This is a genomic window from Natrinema sp. CGMCC1.2065, assembly GCF_051225675.1.
Classification (GTDB): Archaea; Halobacteriota; Halobacteria; order Halobacteriales; family Natrialbaceae; genus Natrinema; species Natrinema thermotolerans.
The window spans coordinates 69,949-89,785 of sequence record NZ_JBPJSJ010000010.1 but is presented as its reverse complement, the minus strand read 5'-3'; the positions used below and the strand labels follow the sequence as shown (position 1 = coordinate 89,785).

The window sequence follows — 19,837 nt, the reverse complement described above, 5'->3', positions numbered from 1 at the left end:
CTTCGTCCGGAGCGGACAGTCTGCAAAACCGAACCGACACTCGCCCGGCTCGTCACGCGGTCGGCGCTGTCACTGCCGGAACATGTACCGGCCCCATACGCTCCTGGTACGGCCAGTAGTCGGCCGTTAGTAAATGGCGCGTCCGTCCACCGAGCGGTATGCGACTCGTGCAGGTCTTCGTTCCCAGCGAGGACCGCGCCGCGGTGCGGGAGACGCTCGCCGAGATGGAGTGGAATTCGTCTTCAGCGACGCGGCCGATCACCGGGACGGGAGTCTGGCGAACGTCCCGGTTCCGGCGGGGGCCGTGGACGCGGTCCTCGAGCGACTGTACGACGCCGGACTCGACGAGGACACCTACACCGTCGTCACGGAGGTCGATCGAGCCACCGTTCCGAACGCCGACGAGTTGACGGACCGCTACGTCGAGGGGCCGAAAGGGGAGCGCGGTGCGTCCCACGCCGAGATCCGGGAACGCGCGGCGGACCTGACCCCCGACACCGCCACCTACCTCGCGTTCGCGATCGCGAGCGCGATCGTGGCGGTCGGCGGCCTCCTGCTGGATTCCGCCATCGTCATCGTCGGTGCGATGGTGATCGCGCCCTTCGCGGGGTCGACGCTCTCCGCGAGTGCCGGCGCGGTCATCAGCGACCGCGAGATGGTCGTCGACAGCGCAACGTCGCAGGTGACGGGGCTCGTCGTCGCCTACCTGGGTGCGGTCGCGATGAGCGTGTTTCTGCAACGATCGGGGTTCCTCCAGCCGACGCTGGACGTCGGTCGCGTCGGGCAGGTGGGCGCCTTCGCCACGCCGAACCTCCTGACGCTGGTCATCGCCATCGCGGCCGGGTTCGCCGGCGCGCTCGCGCTCGCGACCGACCTCCCCGTCTCGCTGGCCGGCGTCGCCGTCGCGGCGGCCATCGTCCCCGCCGCCGCCGCGGCCGGCATCGGGACGGCCTGGGGCGAGCCGATCATCGTCGCTGGCGGACTCGTCTTGCTCCTGATGAACATCGTGTTCATCAACCTCACCGCGTATCTGACGCTCATCGCGCTCGGCTACCGCTCGTCGGTGATCAGCGACGTCCGCGAGAACGCGACCGTCTCGCTGCGTACGGGCGCGTACGCCGTCATCGTCCTCGTCTTCCTCGTCGTCGTCGCGCTGACCGCCGTCGGGACCTACCAGCACCTCGTCTTCGAACAGCGGGTCAACGGCGAAGTGCAGGACGTCCTCGAGGAACCGGAGTACGGCTCGCTGGAACTCGCCGGCGTCGAGACCGAGTACAACGACGGGAGCGTGTTCAGCGACGAGGTCTCGGTGACGGTGACCGTCGGACGCTCGAGCGCCCTCGTACACGAGGGGCTGGCGGACGACTTGCAGACCGAAATCGATGCTCGGACGAGCCGGGCCGTCAGCGTCGACGTTCGGTTCGTCGAGTATCAGCGCGCGGCGGCGGTCGGCAGCGACGACGAGCGGAGCGCGTGGTGGCCGATCGACGAGTGGCTGCCGACCGCGACGAGTCCCTCAGTCGCGCAGTCGGCGCCACAGGTCGCGGCACTTCCCGCGGACCTTGTTGAGCAACGAGCCGACCCGGCGTGACCCGGAGAGGAGTCGGAGCGCGCGGACCGACCGCCCGATGCGAAGCAACCGAAACGGGCGGAACCAGGGGACGACGGTGAGGATCAGGAACCAGTTCGAACGGACGAACCCCCTCGGGCCTTCGTCAGACCACCGGTAGAGGAGCGCGAGATCGAGAAGGAAGACGACGAGGAGCCATCGGAGGACGCCGCGAACCGTCGCCGCGACCGGGTCGGAGACGACGAGTACGTCGACGCTGATCGCGACGTCGACGACGAACAGGGCGATCCACACCAGCGCCACGACCTCGACGAAGGGTGGCCACCAGCGCTCGGCGTCCATCTACTGGTACGTAGGACGTGACGACCCAAAACGTTGGGTCAGTCGAGTACGAGTGACTTCTTCGAGACCGTCGTGGTACTGTTGTCCCCTCGAGTGAGTCTCCCACTGGCGAAGTCGATCGTCTCCGCGACTGACTGTCGACGGCCCCGCCCCCAACGCGCTGGAAATCGGGATTAGCTCGAGGATGCGGGGACGCCGAGAAAATCGAACGGGTCGGTCTCGACGAGGTCGTCGGCGACGTCGCCGGCGAAGACGTTCGTCTGGTTCTCACCGAGCGACAGCGATCGAACGCCGGCATCGGTCTCGAACTCGACCTCGTCGAGGTCCAGCCAGAAGACGTTCGGTGAGAGCGCCGACTCGAAGTAGTAGCGTCGGTCCCGATGATCGGCCACCGTGCGCCAGCGTGTCGAGGAGATATGCGGTTCGTTCGGCGTACTGATTCCGTAGGGGACGGAGACGTTGCGGATCGCGCCGAAGACGCTCGCTGTCGCAGTTCGACGGTCCTCTGTCTGTGGGATCGCGTCCACGTAGAAACTCGCACGAGCGAACCGGTCGGCCGGGCGATTCGTTCCCGGTAACATGACCGTGCCACCGATCGCCGACCAGTACGCGTCGAGTGCGAGTTGCTGGTCGAACGGTGGGGAGTTCGTCATCACCTGATACTCTCGGTCGTGATGGATCACTAATTCGCCGTCGACGTACTCGAGGACGGCGCTGTCACCCGTCGCGTCCGAGATGGACAGATGCAGGGTCGCGAACCGGCCCTCGTCCGGGATCTCGTCGGATACGACGGTGAACTCCTCGTTCCGGTGGTTCTCGACCGCCTCCGCGACCGTCGCGAAGTTATCGAGGACGTACTGCGCCCACAGCGAGATCGACAGTCCGGGTGTCTCGTCGTCCCACTCGGGGTAGTCGGACTCGGTGAGCCACAGGACGTTCGCGACCAGCCCGGCTTCGTTCATCCCATCGGTCGTCGCGATATCGTACGCGGAGGCGACGACACTGCCGTACTCGGCGGTCCACTCCATCGATGACGGACCGACTTCACCCGTTCGCTCCATGCCGCGCGGGAAGACCCAGATGTTGGTCCCGATTTCGCCGTGCCAGTCCATCGACCGGCCGGTGAGGACGATGTCTTCGGGGCCGAGATACACCAGTCGCGTACACATCTACGAGTCCCCTCGAGTCTCTCCGCTGTCGTGTCTCGTCGGCCCGGACATAGGACTGTCATACCGTAAGCAGGATCATAAGTTGCGTTCGGTCCGTGCTGATACGTCTTGGCCGCTGGAGTATCACCGGCCGGCGGCAGTCGGCGATGCCGCTGACGGTATTCCTCATCCGTGCAGTTGCTGAACAGGCCGTAGTCCTTCCGGCGGACGTCGTCGAGGAACGAGCCGATCCGGCGGGGGAGCCCGAGCGCGACGCGATCGGTGAGAAACAGCCCCACCGTCTCGTCGCACTTCCCGAGCGGTCGCCGACTCCGTCTCCAGTCAGGGATCCAGCACGACCTTGATACAGCCGTCCTCCTTGTCGCGGAAGGTCTCGTACATTTCGGGTCCCTTCTCGAGCGGTTCCCGATGCGTGACGACGAACGAGGGATCGATTTCGCCGTCCTCGATCTTCGCGAGCAGCGGCTCGAGATACCGCTGGACGTGCGTTTGCCCCGTATTGACGGTCAGGGCCTTGTTCACCAGCGGGCCGACGGGAACGTTGTCCGCGTGGCCGACGTAGACGCCGGGGACCGAGAGCGTCCCGCCCTTCCGGCAGCACTTGATCGCCTGTCGGAGGACGTGGGGCCGATCGGCCTCGAGGTTCACCTGCTGTTTGGCCTTGTCCGTGAGGCCCATGAGACCGGTCCCGTGGGCCTCGGTGCCGACCGCGTCGATACAGCGGTCCGGGCCGCGGCCGCCGGTCATGGCCAGCAGCCGGTCGTAGACGTCCGCCTCCTCGAAGTGGATCGTCTCGGCGTCCCCGTGTTCGCGGGCCATGGCGAGCCGTTCGGGGACGCGGTCGATCGCGATGACGCGGCCGGCGTCGAACAGCCACGCGCTCTGGATGGCGAACTGGCCGACCGGGCCACAGCCCCAGACCGCGACGGTGTCGTCTTCGTCGATCTCGGCGTTCTCGGCGGCCATGTATCCCGTCGGGAACACGTCCGAGAGCAGCAGCACCTGCTCGTCGGGGAGATCCGCGTCGACCGTGATCGGGCCGACGTCGGCGAAGGGCACCCGTAGGTACTCCGCCTGCGCGCCGGCGTAACCGCCCAACATGTGCGAGTAGCCGAACAGCCCGGCCGGCGACTGCCCCATCACCTTTCGGGCCATCTCGGCGTTCGGGTTCGAGTTATCACACAGCGAGTACATGTCCTGCTCGCAGAACCAACAGGAGCCGCAGCTGATCGTGAAGGGAACCACGACGCGGTCGCCTTCCTCAAGCGTGTCGACGTCCTCGCCGACCGCGACGACTTCCCCCATCGGCTCGTGGCCGACGATGTCGCCCTCCCGCATCGAGGGGACGTAGCCGTCGTACAGGTGCAGATCGGAGCCACAGATCGCCGTGGCGGTGATCTCGACGATCGCGTCGTGGGGGTTGGCGATCTCCGGATCGGGGACTTCCTCGACCCGGACGTCCTCTTCGCCGTGCCAGCACAGCGCCCTCATAGGGCATCACCCGCGCCGCGGGCGGAGGGGTTCGACTCGAGCGTGGGTATCTCGCCCGTCTCGACGAGGCTCTTGAACCGGTCGAGGACGACCGCCGCGAGCGACTCCGGGACGATCCCGAGGCGGTCGGTCACCGCGGTGCCGACGGCGCCACCCGGGGGCTCGAACCGAAAGCGGAAGGTCACTTCCGTCCCGCGGCCGGCCGGTGCCTCGCGGAAGCGGACCGCCCCCTCGCTGTCGACGGGCGCGTTCCCGAGCGACTCCCAGCGCAGGTACTCGCCGGGGCGGTCCTCGATGACCCGCGTGTCCCACGAGACGCTCGCGCCGAGCGGACCGCTCGCGATCCAGTGCCACCGGTCCTCGCTCCGGGCTTCGACCTCGAGCAGGCCGCCGTAGAGACGCGACATCGTCTCGGGGTCGCGCCAGCGCTCGGAGACGTCCGCCGGCGGCGCGCCGATCGTGACGGAGCGGGTCGTTTCCACCGCGGCCGTCGCGTCCTCTCGATCGGCCTCGCCGGCAGAACGCGTCCCCTCCGCATCGCTGTCGGCTCGGCCACCGACGAGTCCCCGATAGAGGAGCCAGCCGCCGGCGACTGCCGCCGTGACGCCGCCGACCGATCGTCGCCTGAGTCCAAGCACCAGCAGGGTGCCGCCGGCGGTCGCTGCGGCGAGTCGGCCGCCCCGGCCCAGTGACCGCCGCGACGGGCCCGATTCCGGGAGCCGCGGCTCCGCGATCGTTACGTCCTGGCGATCGGCCGCCACGAGTCGCTCACCTCCGGACGGCTCCGCTGGTCGGTTCGTCGGCGCTGGCGGCGTCGTCCCGTCGCCGGCCGTCGGTCCACCGATCTGCCCGGACACGCCCTCTCGTTCCGTGTAAGAAGGGATCGCCTCATTAGTTCCGTCGCGACGTTCACCGACCGGTCGTTTGTCAGTGGGCCCCGCAAACGCAGGCCGAGCAGTCCCGTTCCGGGCCGAAACGAGCGCGACCGGCCCGCTTCGAGGCGACACGCCCTCGATCGCGGATCGGTCCACCGATCGAAACTGATGGTCCTCGCGGATCCGAGGGCCTACGTGTCTCGCTCGTGGAATGTGACTGTCGGATGCCTACTGACGCCGCGCCCGGGAGCCGCGACCGCCGCGAGACCGTCCGGTTCTACCTGCTGGATCACCGGACACTGCTGGGGAAAGCGATCGACATTGCGCTGCTCGCGTTGAACCTCGCCTTCGTCGCCGTCTTCGTCGCCGAGACGTATCCGCTCCCCGCGGAGCTACGGACACGACTTTGGGGGCTCGAGGTCGCGATCGCGGGCGTCTTCGTAGTCGAGTACGTCCTGCGGCTGTACGGTGCCAAAGACCGCCTCGCGGAGGCGACGAACCCCTACACCGTGGTCGACCTGCTCGCGATCCTCCCGACGCTGCTGGTCGTCCTCCTGCCGGGGGTCGGGACGGTCGCCGGCATCGGGTTCCTTCGGGTGGTTCGAGTGGTTCGGGTCCTCCGGTTCTATCGGTTTACGCAGGACGCGGAGTTCTTCTTCGGGACGGTCTCGGACAACGCCCTGCGTGCGCTGAAGTTGCTGTTGACGGTACTGGTGCTGCTGTTCGTTTCCGCCGGGCTGTTCTACAGCGCGGAACAGGCGGCCAACCCCGACGTCGCCACGTTCGGCGACGCGTTCTACTACGTCGTGGTGGCGCTGTCGACGGTCGGATTCGGCGACATCGTCCCGACCACGACCGCTGGGCGGTGGATAACGGTTGCATCGATCCTGGCCGGTATCATCGTCCTCCCGTGGCAGGCGAGCAAGATCGTCCGCGAGTGGAGCCACAGGGAGAAAGTCGACGTCACGTGCCCGAACTGTGGGCTGTCCTCACACGACCGGGACGCCTCCCACTGCAAGGCCTGCGGTCACATCATCTATCAGGAGGTCGACTCGAGCGAGTAGCCCGTCAGGTCGGGATAAAACTCCGGCGTCGTTTCCGCCCGGTTCGCCAACCCGTCCCGACGGCTGCCCGTCGTGACCGTCGTGAGAGGATCACCGCTCGGGCATCGACGACCGAACCGATACGTCGACTGTCGATAGAATAGTCGGGGACTCACGGGCGAATCGGGACGAAACGAACGGGCTGTGCCGGCGGAGTGGCCTGGTATCGGCGGATGCATACCTGGTAAAAACACTCGATACGGCGGGCCTATCGCGACATACTGTGTCAGCACGGTCGGCCGATAGAACCGAACGCCGGCCACGTCGATACGCATATCGACGACTGTCGAGATACGGATCGAAAAAATATGAGTTATACGTCTGGAGTCGAGGGGATGCAATACGGACTCACACGATTCAATAATGTCTGGTAAATACGATCTCGTCATCGTCGGTGGGGGTATCAGTGGCGCATCGCTGCTCTACACGACCGCGAAGTTCACTGACATCGACTCGATCGCCCTGATCGAGAAGGAGTCGGAGGTCGCGGCGATCAACTCGCATCACACGAACAACTCCCAGACGCTGCACTTCGGGGACATCGAGACCAACTACACGCTCGAGAAAGCCGAGGAGGTCAAGGAGGGCGCGGAGCTGCTCGCCGGCTACCTCGAGAACTACGACCCCGACCGGGAGATGCACGACAAGCGCAGCAAGATGGTACTCGGCGTCGGCGAGGACGAAGTCGCCGAACTCGAGGAGCGATACCACGACGAGGGCTTCGGCGACCTCTTCCCGAAGCTCCGCCCGATCGACCGCGAGGAGATCGGCGAGATCGAACCCAAGGTCGTCGAGGGCCGCGACCCCTCGACGGAGATGCTCGCTCTGCAGACGCCGGACGGCTACGTCGTCGACTACGGTCAGACGACCAAGTCCTTCGTCGAGGAGGCCGAGGAGGAGGCCAACGTCGACGTCTTCACCGGGACCGAGGTCACGGACATCACGCCGACGCTGGACGGCTACACGATCGAGACCGACGCGGGCCGGTTCGACTGTGACGCGACGGTCGTCGCCGCCGGTTCCCACAGCCTCCAGATGGCCAAGGAACTGGGCTACGGCCAGGACAAGGTCTTGTTGCCCATCGCGGGGAGTTTCTTCCTCGCCGACGATCTCCTGAACGGGAAGGTCTACACGCTCCAGATGAAGAAACTGCCCTTCGCGGCCGTCCACGGCGACGCCGACGTCCACGACGACTCGATCACCCGGTTCGGCCCGACCGCCAAGCTCGTCCCCGCCCTCGAGCGCGGTCGCATCTCGACGGTCAAGGACTTCCTCGACGTCTTCGGGCTGAACGCGGCCGCCTTCCTCAGCTACGCGAACATCCTCTCGGATCGGGTCCTGCTGCCCTACGTCCTCCAGAACCTCGTCTACGACCTCCCGAACGTCGGCCGGAAGCAGTTCCTGCCCCACGTCCAGAAGGTCGTTCCGAGCGTCGAACTCGAGGACATCGAACGCGCGAAAGGCTATGGCGGCGTCCGACCTCAGATCGTCGACACGAAGAACAAGTCCCTGGACATGGGCGAGGCCAAGATCGTCGGCGACGACGTCATCTTCAACATCACGCCCTCGCCGGGCGCCTCGACCTGTCTCAAGAACGCCATGCGGGACACGCACACGCTGCTTGACTTCCTCGAGGGCGACTACGAGTTCGACGAGGAAGCGTTCCGCGAGGAGACGATCGACAACTTCCCCCGTGGCGACGATTCGGCCGGCAAGAAAGTCGCCGCGCCCGGCGCGGACGACTGAGACGGTCCGTCGGAACGGGTTCCCGGTGCAACTGCACACGTCGCGGTCGCGCTGGAAACGACTTCCGACAGTCCGTCTGGCCCGCTAGCCGAGTACCGCTCGGATCCTGTTCGATAGCCGTTCGAAAACCGACGAGTCGTCGTCTCGAGCGGTCGCCACCGATGACGAGTCGGCTCGTACTCCGCCGGCCGCACGGTCACAATACGGGCAGGTATCCGTCTCGCTGCCGTAGTACGGCAGGCCACACTCCTCGCAGGTCGTTCGCTGTTTTCGCGTGGCTGTGTCGGAACTCATCGGCCCGCTTGGGATACGGTACCAATCGAAATATAGCTGTGTCATCGCCGACCGAACTGACAGCCGTACTGACTGGTTCGTGATCTCCTCGGCGGCGGTCGGCCGACCGCGGCTCGCATCGTCACCGCCGTTTCCGCGAACGGGCGCGAGTCGTGATTGCAGCCTCGAGCCCGCGCTACGCCGTCTCTTCGCCCGCTTCCCGTCCCATCCGCTTGCTGTAGTCCCAGCTGTAGATCTCCCGGGGCTCGATCCGAACGCGGACCTCCTCGCGGTCGTCGTCGAGCAGCCGCGTCGCCAGCGGTGAGTCCGTGTCGCCGAGGTAGCGTTCGATCAGTGCCCGGAGGACGGCTTTGTCCTCGTCGGGCGCGATCTCGGCGGTGCCGGTCCCCCTGATCCCGCGGTAGGGCACGTCGTTCGTCGAGATGTCGAAGCCAACCGCCGGCTCGCGGCGGAGGAACCGAACGACGGCGGCGTTTGCACCCGTCGCACACTCGAGGGCACCGTCGCGGTAGCGATACCACAGCGCGACCGGCCACAGCGACCCGTCGGGCCTGTGGGTCGCGAGCCGGATCGGGATGGTCGCCTCCTGAAGGAACGCTTCGACGTCGTCTTCGTCCCACGCGCCGCGGAACTCGGTCATACGGAACCGCTTCGGAGAGCAGACTGAAAAAGCTCGACCCCGCTGTTCGACTCGGGTCGTCACTCGAGTGCGTCGGGGCCGTCCTCGAGGGCCGCCAGGAACGGCTCGAGAGACCGAGCCCGCCGTCCCACGTCGTGGTCCGCCGTCGGGGATACTACTATTAGGTCTCCGTTGTATGGTGTGTGGTAGCATGACGGGAAGCGGGGACGGCTACGACTACGTGATCGTCGGCGCGGGGCCCGCGGGCTGTGTACTCGCGAATCGGCTATCGGCCGACGGCGACGAGGTACTGCTGCTCGAGGCGGGCGAGCCCGACGAGCAACGCGAAATCTCGATCCCGGTGGCGTTTTCGGACCTCTTTCAGTCCGATGTCGACTGGAACTACCACACCGAGCCCCAGTCGGAACTCGACGATCGGGAACTCTACTGGCCCCGCGGGAAGACGCTCGGCGGCTCGAGTTCGATCAACGCGATGATCTACGTGCGGGGTCAGTCCGAAGACTACGACCGCTGGGCGGAACTGGGCAACGAGGGGTGGGGCTACGAGGACGTGTTGCCGTACTTCAAGCGGGCCGAGGACAACGCCCGCGGTCCGTCGGCCTCCCACGGAGTCGGCGGCCCGCGACACGTCGACGATATTCGGTCGCCGAACGAACTCAGCGAGGCCTTCGTGAAAGCGGGGCAGGCGGTCGGCCTGTCCCACAACGAGGACTTCAACGCCGGCGACCAGGAGGGAGTCGGCTTCTATCAGGTGACCCAGGAGGACGGTCGCCGCCACAGCGCCGCCGACGCCTATCTGAAGCCCGTCCTCGATCGGCCGAACCTGACCGCGGTGACGGGGGCACGGGTCACGCGGATCCGGTTCGACGGCCAAACGGCCGTCGGCGTCGAGTACGCCCGCGACGACGGCGACGGCAGCCCCGCGACGGTCGACGCGAGCGAGGAGGTAATCTGTGCGGCCGGTGCGATCAACTCGCCGCAGTTGCTCATGCTCTCGGGCGTCGGCCCGGCCGACCACCTCGAGCGCCACGACATCGACGTCGTCGCGGACCGCCCGGGCGTCGGCCGGAACCTGCAGGACCATCTGCAGGTCGGGGTCAACTACGAGTGCGAAAAGCCGCTCAGCCTCGCCGACGCGGACTCCTTGCTGAACCTCGCGAAGTTCTTCCTCCTGAAACGGGGGCCGTTGACCTCGAACGTCGCGGAGGCCGGCGGCTTCGCGACCGTTACCGACGACGCCGACCGCCCCGAGATCCAGTTTCACTTCGGGCCGTCGTACTTCGTCGAACACGGCTTCGACAACCCCGACGGTCACGGCTTCTCGCTCGGTGCCCTTCGCCTGCGTCCCGACAGCCGCGGCCGGATCACGCTCCGCTCGGCCGACCCCTTCGACGAGCCGGCCATCGATCCACAGTACCTGACCGAGGGCGACGACCTCGAGGTGTTGCTCGAGGGGATCAAGCTGGTCCGGGAGATCCTGCGGGCCGAGCCGTTCGACGCGTACCGCGGCGAAGAGGTGTTGCCGGGATCGGACGTTCAAAGCGACGAGGCACTGATCGAGTACATCCGCGAGACCGCCGAGACGCTGTATCACCCCGTCGGCACCTGCAGGATGGGCGACGACGAACTGGCGGTCGTCGACGACCGGCTCCGGGTCCGCGGCGTCGAGGGACTGCGCGTCGTCGACGCCTCGGTGATGCCGACGATCACGAGCGGCAACACGGACGCGCCGACGACGATGATCGCGGAGAAGGCGGCGGATCTCGTTCGGACCGACGGCTGATCCGATCGCTCGAGTGCCGTCGACGGTCGGTCCCGCGGCGCGGAATTGATAGATGAGTAACTATTTTACCGTCCCCTCCGAACCCTCGAGTGACTATGGATGTCGACGACTTCGTCACCGAGAACGAACCGAAAGCCGGCGGCGAGGCCTTCCAACTCGAGAGCGACAAGCTGCTCGACGTCGCCGTCGACGGCTCCGTGATCGCCAAGGCAGGATCGATGATCGCCTACGACGGGGACCTCTCCTTCGAGGGGATCTCCTCGGCCGAGGGCGGCATTACCGGCTTCCTCAAGGAGAAGGCGACCGGGGAGGGGACGCCGGTCATGGAGGCGACCGGCACCGGTCACCTCTATCTCGCCGATCAGGAAAAGAAGATCCAACTGCTGGAACTCGATGCCGGCCAGTCGATCTCGGTCAACGGTAACGACGTCCTCGCGTTCGAGCCGAGCGTCGACTACGAGATCAGGACCGTCGAGAGCATCGCCGGCTTCTCGGCCGGTGGGTTGACCAACGTCTTCCTCGAGGGGCCGGGGACCGTCGCGATCACCACCCACGGGGAGCCCCTGGTCTTGCGACCGCCGGTCAGGACCGACCCCAGCGCGACCGTCGCCTGGAGCGGGACGACGCCCGGCAGCCACGTCGACAAGGCGTTCTCGAACATGATCGGGCAGTCCTCCGGCGAGACCTACCAGCTCGAGTTTACGGGATCCGAGGGGTTCGTCGTCGTCCAGCCCTACGAGGAGCGGACGCCACAGCAATAGCAGGCACCACCGGCATCACACCGTCCCACGTATCACCGGTGGATCGGTACGCGTTCCTAGACGACTTCCATGAACCGACGAGCGCTCGGCGCGATTTCGGTCGCGGTCGCACTCACGCTCCCCTGGGTCGCCGTTGTGGGGGCAACCGACCTCCTCTCCTGGGTTGCGACGATGGTCGGGGCCGGGTACGAAGCACCGGCTGCGCTCCGAACGCTCTCGACGCTCGCGACGGTGATTCTCACAGGGCTTGCCGTCCTCGGTGCTGCGTTCCTGCTCGCGTGGGCCGCCGAAACCGCCGAGAAAGACGTTCCACAGGCGTTCGCGATCGCCGTCCTCGCCGTGTTGGCCGTCGCACCCGAGTACGCCGTCGACGCGCTCTATGCCTGGAACGCTGGCGTGTTCGCCGGGACCGAACGCGGGATGGAAGCCGGCAACTTGGCCGTCGCCAATATGACCGGCGCGAACCGCATCCTCATCGGCCTCGGCTGGGCCGGCATCGCCCTCTTTACGATCTACCGGAGCGGCGCGTCGACCGACCCCGCCGTCGAGCGACGCGACGGGGTCCTCTCGGACGTCGTCGTCCTCGACCGGGAGATCGGCCTCGAGATCGTCTTCCTGTTGCTCGCCACCCTGTGGGCCTTCCTCGTCCCGCTCAACGGCGGGATCGATATTTTCGACATGCTGTTTCTGGTCGGGCTCTACGTCTGTTACATCGCGGTCATCCTTCGGGGCGAGGTCGAACCCGACATGGACCACGTCGGCGTTCCGGCGTACCTCCAGTCGTTCCCGAAGCCAGCCCGGATCGCGACCGTCCTCCTGCTGTTTGCTTACTCCGGCGTGATGATCTTCACCGCCGTCGAACCCTTCGCCCACGGCCTCGAGTCGCTCGGCGAAAGCGTCGGGATCCCCTCCTTTTTCATGATTCAGTGGATCGCGCCGCTGGCCTCCGAAGCGCCGGAACTGATCGTCGTCGTCTACCTCGTCAACAAGGCCCGCTCGACGGCGGGTTTCAACGCCCTGATCTCCTCGAAGCTCAACCAGTGGACGCTGCTGATCGGGGACCCTCGTGGTCGTTCACTCGCTGGCGCTTGGCAGCTATGGCGTCCTCGCGTTCGACTTCAAACAGTCCGCGGAGATCTGGCTGACCGCCGCCCAATCGTTCTTCGCGATCTCCCTGCTGATCCGCTTCGAGATCTCCGTGAAAGAAGCGGTCACGCTGTTGACGCTGTTTCTCTCGCAGGTACTGCTCGAGTTCGCCCTCATCCGTGAGTTGGTGACGCTACCGGTCTCGAGTACCGACCTCCTGTTGCTCTACAGCGGGCTTTACCTCGTTCTCGGGACGGCGCTGTTCGTCCGCCGTCGGCGGGCGCTCGGCAGCCTCGTTCGCCGAACCGCGGGGACCGTCGGCGACGCGATGTCGACCGGCGATGAACGGCCCCATGGCGCCGACGACTGAACCGGCCGGCCATAGACATACGGGGCCGGAGGTGGTGACACCCTCGTGGCGTGTCCTCGATCGGCCCGCTTCCCGCCGATGCGGCACTCGCTCCCGCGCTCGCGGTCGCCCTCGCGCTGGTGCATCTGTTCGCCGGCCGACTGGGCGTCGGCGGGCGGATCCCGCGGAGCCGGTGGCTCTCCCTCGCCGGCGGCGTCTCGGTCGCGTACGTGTTCGTCCACCTCCTGCCCGAGATCGGCGCGGCCGCGACGACACTCGGGGCCCGCGGGGCGGCGACCGGCGAATCGGCTGGCTACCTGATCGCCCTGATCGGCTTCGTCGCCTTCTACGGCCTCGAGCAGTTCGCCCGGCGGTCGAACCTCGATCCCGGTTCGGACGGCGACCCGTCTGGGACCGCGGTGTTCTGGATTCACGTGGGCTCTTTCGCCGTCTACAACGCGATCGTCGGGGCCCTGCTTCTGGACCCCGAACTCGGCGGGCTGTTCCCCTTCTTCGTCGCGATGGCGCTGCATTTCCTCGTCACCGACGACGGCCTTCGGGACCACCACGGTCCGACCTATCGGCACCGTGGCCGGTGGGTGCTGTCGGCCGCGGTTCTCGTCGGCGTCGTTGTCGGATACGCCCTCGAGGACACCGATCTCCTCGTCTCGGTGTTCGTGCCCTTTCTGGCCGGCGGGATCGTCCTCAATGTGATCAAAGAGGAGCTGCCGTCCGACCGCGAGAGTCGGTTCCCGGCGTTCGCTATCGGAGCGGCGGGGTACGCTGCGCTGTTGCTGTTCGTCTGAACGGTTCCGCTGCCGGGTGCTGTCACTCGACAAACAGGGGCGTTTTACCGCTCCGCTATAATCGATCGCTATGAAACTTCGACGGCCGCGCCGGCCGCGGGACTTCCGGCTCGCGGACTCGGCCCAGCAGATCGTCGGGGGGTTCCTGCTCGCCGGCCCGTTCGTGGTCACCGAGGAGGTTTGGGTCCTCGCGGCGAGCATGAACAACGTTCAGGCGATCGGGACCCTGATCGTGGTGTTCGCGATCGGCTACGGCGCGCTGTACACCGCCGACACGACCCGCGACCTGGACGACGAACAGGAGGTCGCCGGGATTCCGTTGCGGTTTATCTCGCTGATGATCGTCTCCTTCGGCGCGGTGACCGTACTCGCGCTCTTACTGGACGCCCCCGACACCTTCATCGAGGATGCCAAGACGACCCGCGAAGTCGCACAGACGACGTTCAAGGCCATCAGCGTCGGCTCGGTATTCAGCGTCGTCGGCGCGGCGACGGCCGACAGCATCTTCGCGAAGAACGGTTAGAGCCGCGAGTCGTCGTACGACTCCTTGGACCGCTCGGCGTGGTCGTTCCCGCAGTCGGGACAGGCGAGCCGCTCCATGTTGTCCATCGAGACCTCGAGCGAGCCGCAGTTCGCACAGTAATAGCCGTACTGCTGTTTTCGGTCCTCGTCCTCGTAGGTGTGGAAAAACGGCGCCGCGGTGCCGGACTCGGCCTCGTCGCGGTCGATGTAGACCGTCGTCCCGTCGTCGGTCGCGGTCAGATCGCCGTCGGTCGTCTCCGTCCCGGGGAGGTCCTCGTCGGCGGTGTCGGCGGTGACCGTTGCGTCGTCCGCACGCGATTCCGTCGGGAGGGAAACGTCGATGTCCGGCTCGGTATAGACGTACTTGACGAGCGACTCGCCGGCGACCTCGACCTCCCGATCGCCGTCGTGTTCGAGGCCGAACCGTTCGACGAACCCGTGGCCCTCGGTGTTCTCCTCGAGGACGGTCACGCGGACGTGGTCGGCCCCGCGGTCGCGGAGACGCTCGGTCATCGACTCGTAGAGTTCCGTCCCGATCCCCTTGCCGCGGTGTTCCGGATCGACGAACAGCCAGTCGATCTCGCCCCACTCGTCCGCGAGTCGGCCCTCGACGACGCCGGCGATGGTTCGGTCCTCGATCTCCGCGCCGGTCTCGACGACGTAGAGGACGGTCTCGTCGTCCTCGAGTCGCTCGCTGACGGCGTCGTCGGCGAACTCCTCGTCGGTGATCCCGTCGATCTGCCCCGGGCTGAGCCTGAACGAGGTCGTCATCGAACTCTCCACCACGTCCCGGATCCGCTCGCTCTCGTCCGGTTCCGGCTCCCGTATCTCCATACTGGGTAGTCGACGCCGATCCGGATAAGATGGCTGCCGGCAGAAACAGCCGACGCTACGAGCGGGAACGGTCTGTCACGTCACTCCCCGCCGCCGCCGGTGACGACGACCGGCCGATCGGACCTGAGGATCACGCCCTGCGTGGTGCTGCCGAAGATCGCCTTGCCGACGGGCGAGCGCTTCCGGCCGCCGAGAACGATCGAATCGACGTCGTAGCCCTCGGCCTCCTCGAGGATGTCGTCTTCCGTGTCGCCACTGTCCTCGATCAGGGTCACGTCGACGCCGGCCTCCTCGAGGCGCTCCTTCGCGCGCCGGACCGAGCCGATCCGGGAGGCGGACTTGAACTTCTCGAATTCCTTCGGGAGCTTCTCGCTGTTTTCGGTGAAGACGAAGAGAATGTACGCTTCGACCGACTCCGCCGCGTCGGGCAGCGACGCGACGTACTCGGCCTGTTCGACTGCGCGGTCCTCGTTGGCATCGACGGGCATCAACACGCGGTACATGCGCAGTGGTTGGCATTCGGCAACAATAAAACCGGCCGTGACTGTCACCGCGCCGGATGGGTTCGACCGCGCTCGAGGGTTACTCGTCGGTTCCGTCGCCCTCGCGCAGGGACCGGCGGCGGATCTTGCCGGTCGTCGTCGTCGGTAGCCGCTCGACGAACTCGATGTGTTTCGGATACTCGTACTCGGCGAGGCGGTCCCGGACCAGGTCACGGATCTCCCTCCGGAGCCCCTCGGGGTCGTAGTCGTCGACGGCCGGCTTGACGAAGGCCTTGATCGCCTCGCCACGGGTCTCGTCGGGGACGCCGACGACACCGGCCTGTTCGACGGCCTCGTGGGCGAGGACCCCGTCCTCGACCTCCGTCGGTCCGACGCGGTAGCCACTGGTAAGGATCACGTCGTCGGCTCGCGAGTGGAACCAGACGTAGCCGTCCTCGTCGCGCTCGACGAGGTCGTCGGTCAGGAACCACCTTCCGGAAGACCGTTGCTCTTCCGACTCCCCGCTCGCTCCGCTCGCGGGGACGTCTTCGGTCCGCTTGTTCGCCGTCTTCTCCGGCAGGCCGTGGTACTCGTCGAAGAAGACCCGCCGATCGGCCGGCTTCACCGCGAGTTCACCGACCTCGCCGCGCTCGAGGCGCTCGCCCGTCTCGGGGTCTACCACCGCGATCTCGTAGCCGGGTAGGGGCTTGCCCATGCTGCCGGGGCGGGTATCGAACCACCGCGCCGCGTTCCCGACGACGAGGTTGAGTTCGGTCTGGCCGTAGAACTCGTTGATCGCGACGTCTTCGAACGTCGATGCGACCCAGTCGACGACCTCCGAGGTGAGCGGTTCGCCGGCCGACGCGAACGTCCTGATCGAGAGATCGTACCGCCGTTCGGGGTCGTCGACGCCCATCAGCAACCGGAGCGCCGTCGGGGGCATGAACGCCTCGGTCACGTCGTGGCGCTCGAGCAGGTCGTAGACGTCGTCGGGATCGAACTCGTCGCGGGGCCAGCCGACGACCGAGCAGCCGTGGTGCCAGGCCGCGAACAGCGTGCCGCCCAGTGCCGCGCCCCACGCCCAGTCGGCGGGCGTCCAGAGCGTGGCCTCGCCGTCGGCCAGTCCGCCGTCGAAGTAGTTGGCGGCCGCGGCGGCCCGCCCGAGCCAGAGCGCGTGGCTGTGTCGAACGCCTTTCGGCGGCCCCGTCGATCCGCTCGTATACATGATCGCCGTCGGTGTCTCGGGCGTCGCGTCGTAGACGTCGATCCCGGGCTCGTGGGCTGCGATCAACTCCTCGAACGAGTGGGCGTCGCCCCGTACCGCGTCGCCGTCGTCGAGTTCGATCACGGCCTCGAGGGCGGGACACTCCTCGCGGATCTCGTCGACGGTCTCGCGGACGCTCGGATCGACGACGACCGCTTTCGCCTCGCTGTCCGCGAGCCGGTACTGTAAGGCGTCGCGTCCGAACAGGACCGTCAGCGGCACGGATACCGCACCGAGTTTCCAGTTCGCGAGGTGCGTGATCGGGTTCCCCGGTTTCTGCGGGATCACGACGCCGACCCGATCGCCCGCCCCGACGCCGAGGTCGGCGAGCGCGGCGGCGAGCCGATCCGACCGGTCGTCGAGGTCCGCAAAGGAGTAGGTCTCGAGGCCGCCCTCGGGGGTCTCGTACCGCAGCGCCGTTTGACTCGTGTCCTCGTGTTTCCGGAGGAAGTCGACGGCGGGGTTGTACTCGTCGGGGAGGTCCCACGAGAACGATTCGCGGGCCCGCTCGTACGACTCGAACTCCGGCATGACCGTCCAGCTCATGGCTCGTGATACCGAGGCCAGCACATAGCCTCTTTCGACACGCGCGAAAATGAGAAGTGATCGACGGGCCGGCGACCACGGGGCCGAATCAGTCTTCTTCGCTTTCCCCGTCCGCCTCGGATTCTTCTTGGTCGTTGCTCGCCTCGGGTTCCTCGTCCGTTTCGGACGCTTCTTCCTCGTCGGCCGTCGTTTCCCCGCCTTCGCCTTCGACTTCGATCTCCGCTTCGACCTCGATCGAGAGTCCGTCGGCCTCGAGTTCGCCCTCGAACTCGCGTTCGTCGCCGACCTCGATCTCGAGTTCGTTCGAATCCACTTCGACTTCGACCTCGACGTCGACGGTGACTTCGTCGTCCATACGCTCGCTTCGCCGGGCACCCCTAAAGTGGTATCGCGCGTTTTCGGGAGTCGAACACGCCCGCTGTTGTCCGTCCGGAAGACATTTTTAGGCCGGCCGAAAAAGAGAGGTATGACCGATCCCGTCCGGGTGACGCTCGAGGACGACGACGACGCGACCTCGGTCCGAGTTTACGACGACGAGGGCGACGTTTCGACCGACGGCGCGACGTTCCGGTTCAGCGTCGATGGGGACGGAAGCGGCGGCGACAACGCCGGCGCGGAACCGGCTGGGACCGATCCCGACCGCGAGCCGCGCTACGTCGCACCGCTGTCGGCCGTCCCGACCGACGGCACGCTTCGCTGTGAGGCCCGCCGGGACCGTCGCGGGACCGAACTGATCCTCCGACGACGCGGTGACGACGTCCTCGCGTGGCGCAACTCCTGTCCCCACAAGCCCGAGGTCCGGCTCGATCCCGGTCCTGGCGCGATCGTCAGGGACGACCAACTGGTGTGTCACGAACATGCCGCTCGCTTCGACTGTGCCGACGGCGTCTGTACGGCCGGTCCCTGCCGGGGTGACGCCCTCGAGGAAATCGCGGTCGCCGTTCGCGACGGAGACGTCTACCTGACCGACGACCGGTTCGATTCCTGCCGGCGGCTCGACGAGCCACGCGCGTAGTCCAGCCCCCGATGTCCCGTCGGAACTGACGTCCGAACCCGAACTGCGGTCGATCCCCGTGATCGTGCTGACGAGTTCGCCCTCGGAGGAGGATCTCGCTCGCTCGTCCGACCCTCCCGCCAACGCCTCCGTTCAGAAACCCGTCGAGCCCGAGGCGTTCATCGAACTGGGTCGCTCGTTCGAGGACTTCTCGCTGACGTTGTCCGGTTTCCCGGCGACGCGTCCTGACGGCCTCGAGTGTCTCCCGCCTACGACTCGAGCAGGTCCGGCACGTCGTTGACCGACTCGAGGACTGCCGCCGCGCCGTCGTCCTCGTACTTCCGTCGGCCCTCGTCGCCGGTCAGCCCGCCGGTGAGGACGCCGATCCCGTGGTACTCACGGCCCGAGTCGGCGTCGCTCGCGTTGACCGCCGTCCGCACGTCGTCCAGCGTGTCGCCGACGAACGCGACCGAATCGGCGTCGAACCGCTCGGCCAACGTCGTCAGTGCGCGCGGATGCGGCTTGCCCTCCTCCCAGTCGTCCATCGTGAAGCGATGCTCGAGCGGCACCGCGTCGTCGAGGCCAACCCGCTCGAGGGCGATCTCGGCCTCGGCTGCCGGGCGCCCCGTCAGCACGCCCACGTCCCACGACGCGAGCAGTCGATCGCACGTCTCGGGCTCGAGCAACACCGGCTCGTCGTGGATAAAACCCGGCGTCTCGCGCTCTAGATCGGGCTCGCCGCCCTCGAGCCCGCGGTAGAGTTCGTCGCCGAGATACAACTGTTGGAAGACGTCCCGCAGCCGCTCGCGGTCCCAACGGCCGGTCACGCGCTGGGTCGCCCGCGCGCCGATCCCGTCGCGAACGACGCTTTCGGCCGCCTCGAGGCCGCCGCCGTTCGCAGCGATCCCGTCGGTGAAGGTCTCGAGCGACTCGTCGTACCCCTCCTCGGTCGCGAGAATGTAGAGCGCGGCGGCGTGGGTCAGTTCCCAGTCGTTGTTGAACCCGCCCGCGTCCTTGAACCGCTGGATGTCTGTCTTGCGGATCGTCCGGTCGTAGACCGCCTCGACGGACTCGACGATCGCCCGGCGGTAGGAGTCGGCGACGTCGACGAGTACCCCGTCAATGTCCAGTACGACGGCGTCTGCGTTCATATCCGTCCCGACGGGCCGGCAGGGATAAA

The 19,837-nt window shown here is 66.8% G+C and carries 18 protein-coding genes and 2 pseudogenes; 9 read left to right on the top strand and 11 right to left on the bottom strand.

Annotated elements, in window-relative coordinates; translation table 11 throughout:
- Window positions 1-158 precede the first annotated feature (158 nt).
- Window positions 159-1,591, top strand: a pseudogene (locus tag ACSBP4_RS12045) (DUF389 domain-containing protein).
- Here ACSBP4_RS12045 and ACSBP4_RS12040 read toward each other — a convergent pair.
- The 4 genes from ACSBP4_RS12040 to ACSBP4_RS12025 all read right to left on the bottom strand — a co-directional run bounded on the left by ACSBP4_RS12040 (window position 1,517) and on the right by ACSBP4_RS12025 (window position 5,333).
- Window positions 1,517-1,912 carry a hypothetical protein gene (locus ACSBP4_RS12040; RefSeq protein ID WP_435552347.1) on the bottom strand — a complete coding sequence of 132 codons (396 nt, stop codon included), beginning with the start codon at window positions 1,910-1,912 and terminating at the stop codon, window positions 1,517-1,519. The pseudogene ACSBP4_RS12045 and the gene ACSBP4_RS12040 sit on opposite strands and share 75 nt — an antisense overlap.
- A gap of 173 nt (window positions 1,913-2,085) precedes the next feature.
- Window positions 2,086-3,081, bottom strand: coding sequence for a linear amide C-N hydrolase (locus tag ACSBP4_RS12035; RefSeq protein WP_435552346.1), 996 nt, complete (start codon window positions 3,079-3,081; stop codon window positions 2,086-2,088).
- 321 nt (window positions 3,082-3,402) lie between these two features.
- A complete protein-coding gene (locus ACSBP4_RS12030) occupies window positions 3,403-4,572 on the bottom strand; it encodes a zinc-dependent alcohol dehydrogenase (protein WP_435552345.1) in 1,170 nt (389 codons plus the stop codon).
- Complete coding sequence (locus ACSBP4_RS12025) at window positions 4,569-5,333, bottom strand: SRPBCC family protein (protein WP_435552344.1); 765 nt, start codon at window positions 5,331-5,333, stop codon at window positions 4,569-4,571. Before ACSBP4_RS12025 ends, ACSBP4_RS12030 begins: the two co-directional genes overlap by 4 nt.
- Before the next feature lie 338 nt (window positions 5,334-5,671).
- On the opposite strand from ACSBP4_RS12025, the gene ACSBP4_RS12020 reads away from it, so the two are divergent.
- Both ACSBP4_RS12020 and ACSBP4_RS12015 read left to right on the top strand, forming a co-directional pair.
- The gene (locus ACSBP4_RS12020; RefSeq protein WP_435552343.1) at window positions 5,672-6,511 is read left to right on the top strand and encodes an ion transporter; all 840 of its coding nucleotides are present in this window, start codon (window positions 5,672-5,674) and stop codon (window positions 6,509-6,511) included.
- 402 nt (window positions 6,512-6,913) lie between these two features.
- A complete protein-coding gene (locus ACSBP4_RS12015; protein ID WP_006180386.1) occupies window positions 6,914-8,296 on the top strand; it encodes an FAD-dependent oxidoreductase in 1,383 nt (460 codons plus the stop codon).
- 84 nt (window positions 8,297-8,380) lie between these two features.
- On the opposite strand, the gene ACSBP4_RS12010 is transcribed toward ACSBP4_RS12015, so the two are convergent.
- Both ACSBP4_RS12010 and ACSBP4_RS12005 read right to left on the bottom strand, forming a co-directional pair.
- The gene (locus tag ACSBP4_RS12010; RefSeq protein WP_049965626.1) at window positions 8,381-8,590 is read right to left on the bottom strand and encodes a hypothetical protein; all 210 of its coding nucleotides are present in this window, start codon (window positions 8,588-8,590) and stop codon (window positions 8,381-8,383) included.
- Between the two features lie 175 nt (window positions 8,591-8,765).
- Window positions 8,766-9,230: a pyridoxamine 5'-phosphate oxidase family protein gene (locus tag ACSBP4_RS12005; protein ID WP_049965627.1), complete on the bottom strand. Its 465-nt coding sequence runs from the start codon at window positions 9,228-9,230 to the stop codon at window positions 8,766-8,768.
- Window positions 9,231-9,420: 190 nt separating this feature from the next.
- On the opposite strand from ACSBP4_RS12005, the gene ACSBP4_RS12000 reads away from it, so the two are divergent.
- From ACSBP4_RS12000 to ACSBP4_RS11980, 5 genes and pseudogenes are all read left to right on the top strand, one after another.
- Window positions 9,421-11,013 carry a GMC family oxidoreductase gene (locus tag ACSBP4_RS12000; RefSeq protein WP_435552342.1) on the top strand — a complete coding sequence of 531 codons (1,593 nt, stop codon included), beginning with the start codon at window positions 9,421-9,423 and terminating at the stop codon, window positions 11,011-11,013.
- 95 nt (window positions 11,014-11,108) lie between these two features.
- The gene (locus ACSBP4_RS11995) at window positions 11,109-11,774 is read left to right on the top strand and encodes an AIM24 family protein (RefSeq protein ID WP_435552341.1); all 666 of its coding nucleotides are present in this window, start codon (window positions 11,109-11,111) and stop codon (window positions 11,772-11,774) included.
- Between the two features lie 69 nt (window positions 11,775-11,843).
- Window positions 11,844-13,230, top strand: a pseudogene (locus ACSBP4_RS11990) (sodium:calcium antiporter).
- Window positions 13,231-13,280: 50 nt separating this feature from the next.
- Window positions 13,281-14,015, top strand: coding sequence for a hypothetical protein (locus ACSBP4_RS11985; RefSeq protein ID WP_435552340.1), 735 nt, complete (start codon window positions 13,281-13,283; stop codon window positions 14,013-14,015).
- A 70-nt stretch (window positions 14,016-14,085) separates the two neighbouring features.
- A complete protein-coding gene (locus tag ACSBP4_RS11980; RefSeq protein ID WP_435552339.1) occupies window positions 14,086-14,538 on the top strand; it encodes a DUF2391 family protein in 453 nt (150 codons plus the stop codon).
- On the opposite strand, the gene ACSBP4_RS11975 is transcribed toward ACSBP4_RS11980, so the two are convergent.
- The 4 genes from ACSBP4_RS11975 to ACSBP4_RS11960 form a co-directional block, all read right to left on the bottom strand.
- A complete protein-coding gene (locus ACSBP4_RS11975) occupies window positions 14,535-15,371 on the bottom strand; it encodes a GNAT family N-acetyltransferase (protein WP_049965632.1) in 837 nt (278 codons plus the stop codon). The two genes, ACSBP4_RS11980 and ACSBP4_RS11975, sit on opposite strands and share 4 nt — an antisense overlap.
- A gap of 80 nt (window positions 15,372-15,451) precedes the next feature.
- Window positions 15,452-15,874 carry a universal stress protein gene (locus tag ACSBP4_RS11970; RefSeq protein ID WP_006648050.1) on the bottom strand — a complete coding sequence of 141 codons (423 nt, stop codon included), beginning with the start codon at window positions 15,872-15,874 and terminating at the stop codon, window positions 15,452-15,454.
- A 79-nt stretch (window positions 15,875-15,953) separates the two neighbouring features.
- Window positions 15,954-17,663: an acyl-CoA synthetase gene (locus ACSBP4_RS11965; protein WP_435552338.1), complete on the bottom strand. Its 1,710-nt coding sequence runs from the start codon at window positions 17,661-17,663 to the stop codon at window positions 15,954-15,956.
- 88 nt (window positions 17,664-17,751) lie between these two features.
- Complete coding sequence (locus tag ACSBP4_RS11960; RefSeq protein ID WP_435552337.1) at window positions 17,752-18,018, bottom strand: hypothetical protein; 267 nt, start codon at window positions 18,016-18,018, stop codon at window positions 17,752-17,754.
- Between the two features lie 111 nt (window positions 18,019-18,129).
- Here ACSBP4_RS11960 and ACSBP4_RS11955 point away from each other — a divergent pair, with 111 nt between their 5' ends.
- Window positions 18,130-18,678, top strand: a complete 549-nt coding sequence (locus ACSBP4_RS11955) for a Rieske (2Fe-2S) protein (protein WP_435552336.1) — start codon at window positions 18,130-18,132, stop codon at window positions 18,676-18,678.
- A gap of 248 nt (window positions 18,679-18,926) precedes the next feature.
- On the opposite strand, the gene ACSBP4_RS11950 is transcribed toward ACSBP4_RS11955, so the two are convergent.
- Window positions 18,927-19,808: a TIGR01548 family HAD-type hydrolase gene (locus tag ACSBP4_RS11950; RefSeq protein WP_435552335.1), complete on the bottom strand. Its 882-nt coding sequence runs from the start codon at window positions 19,806-19,808 to the stop codon at window positions 18,927-18,929.
- Window positions 19,809-19,837 lie beyond the last annotated feature (29 nt).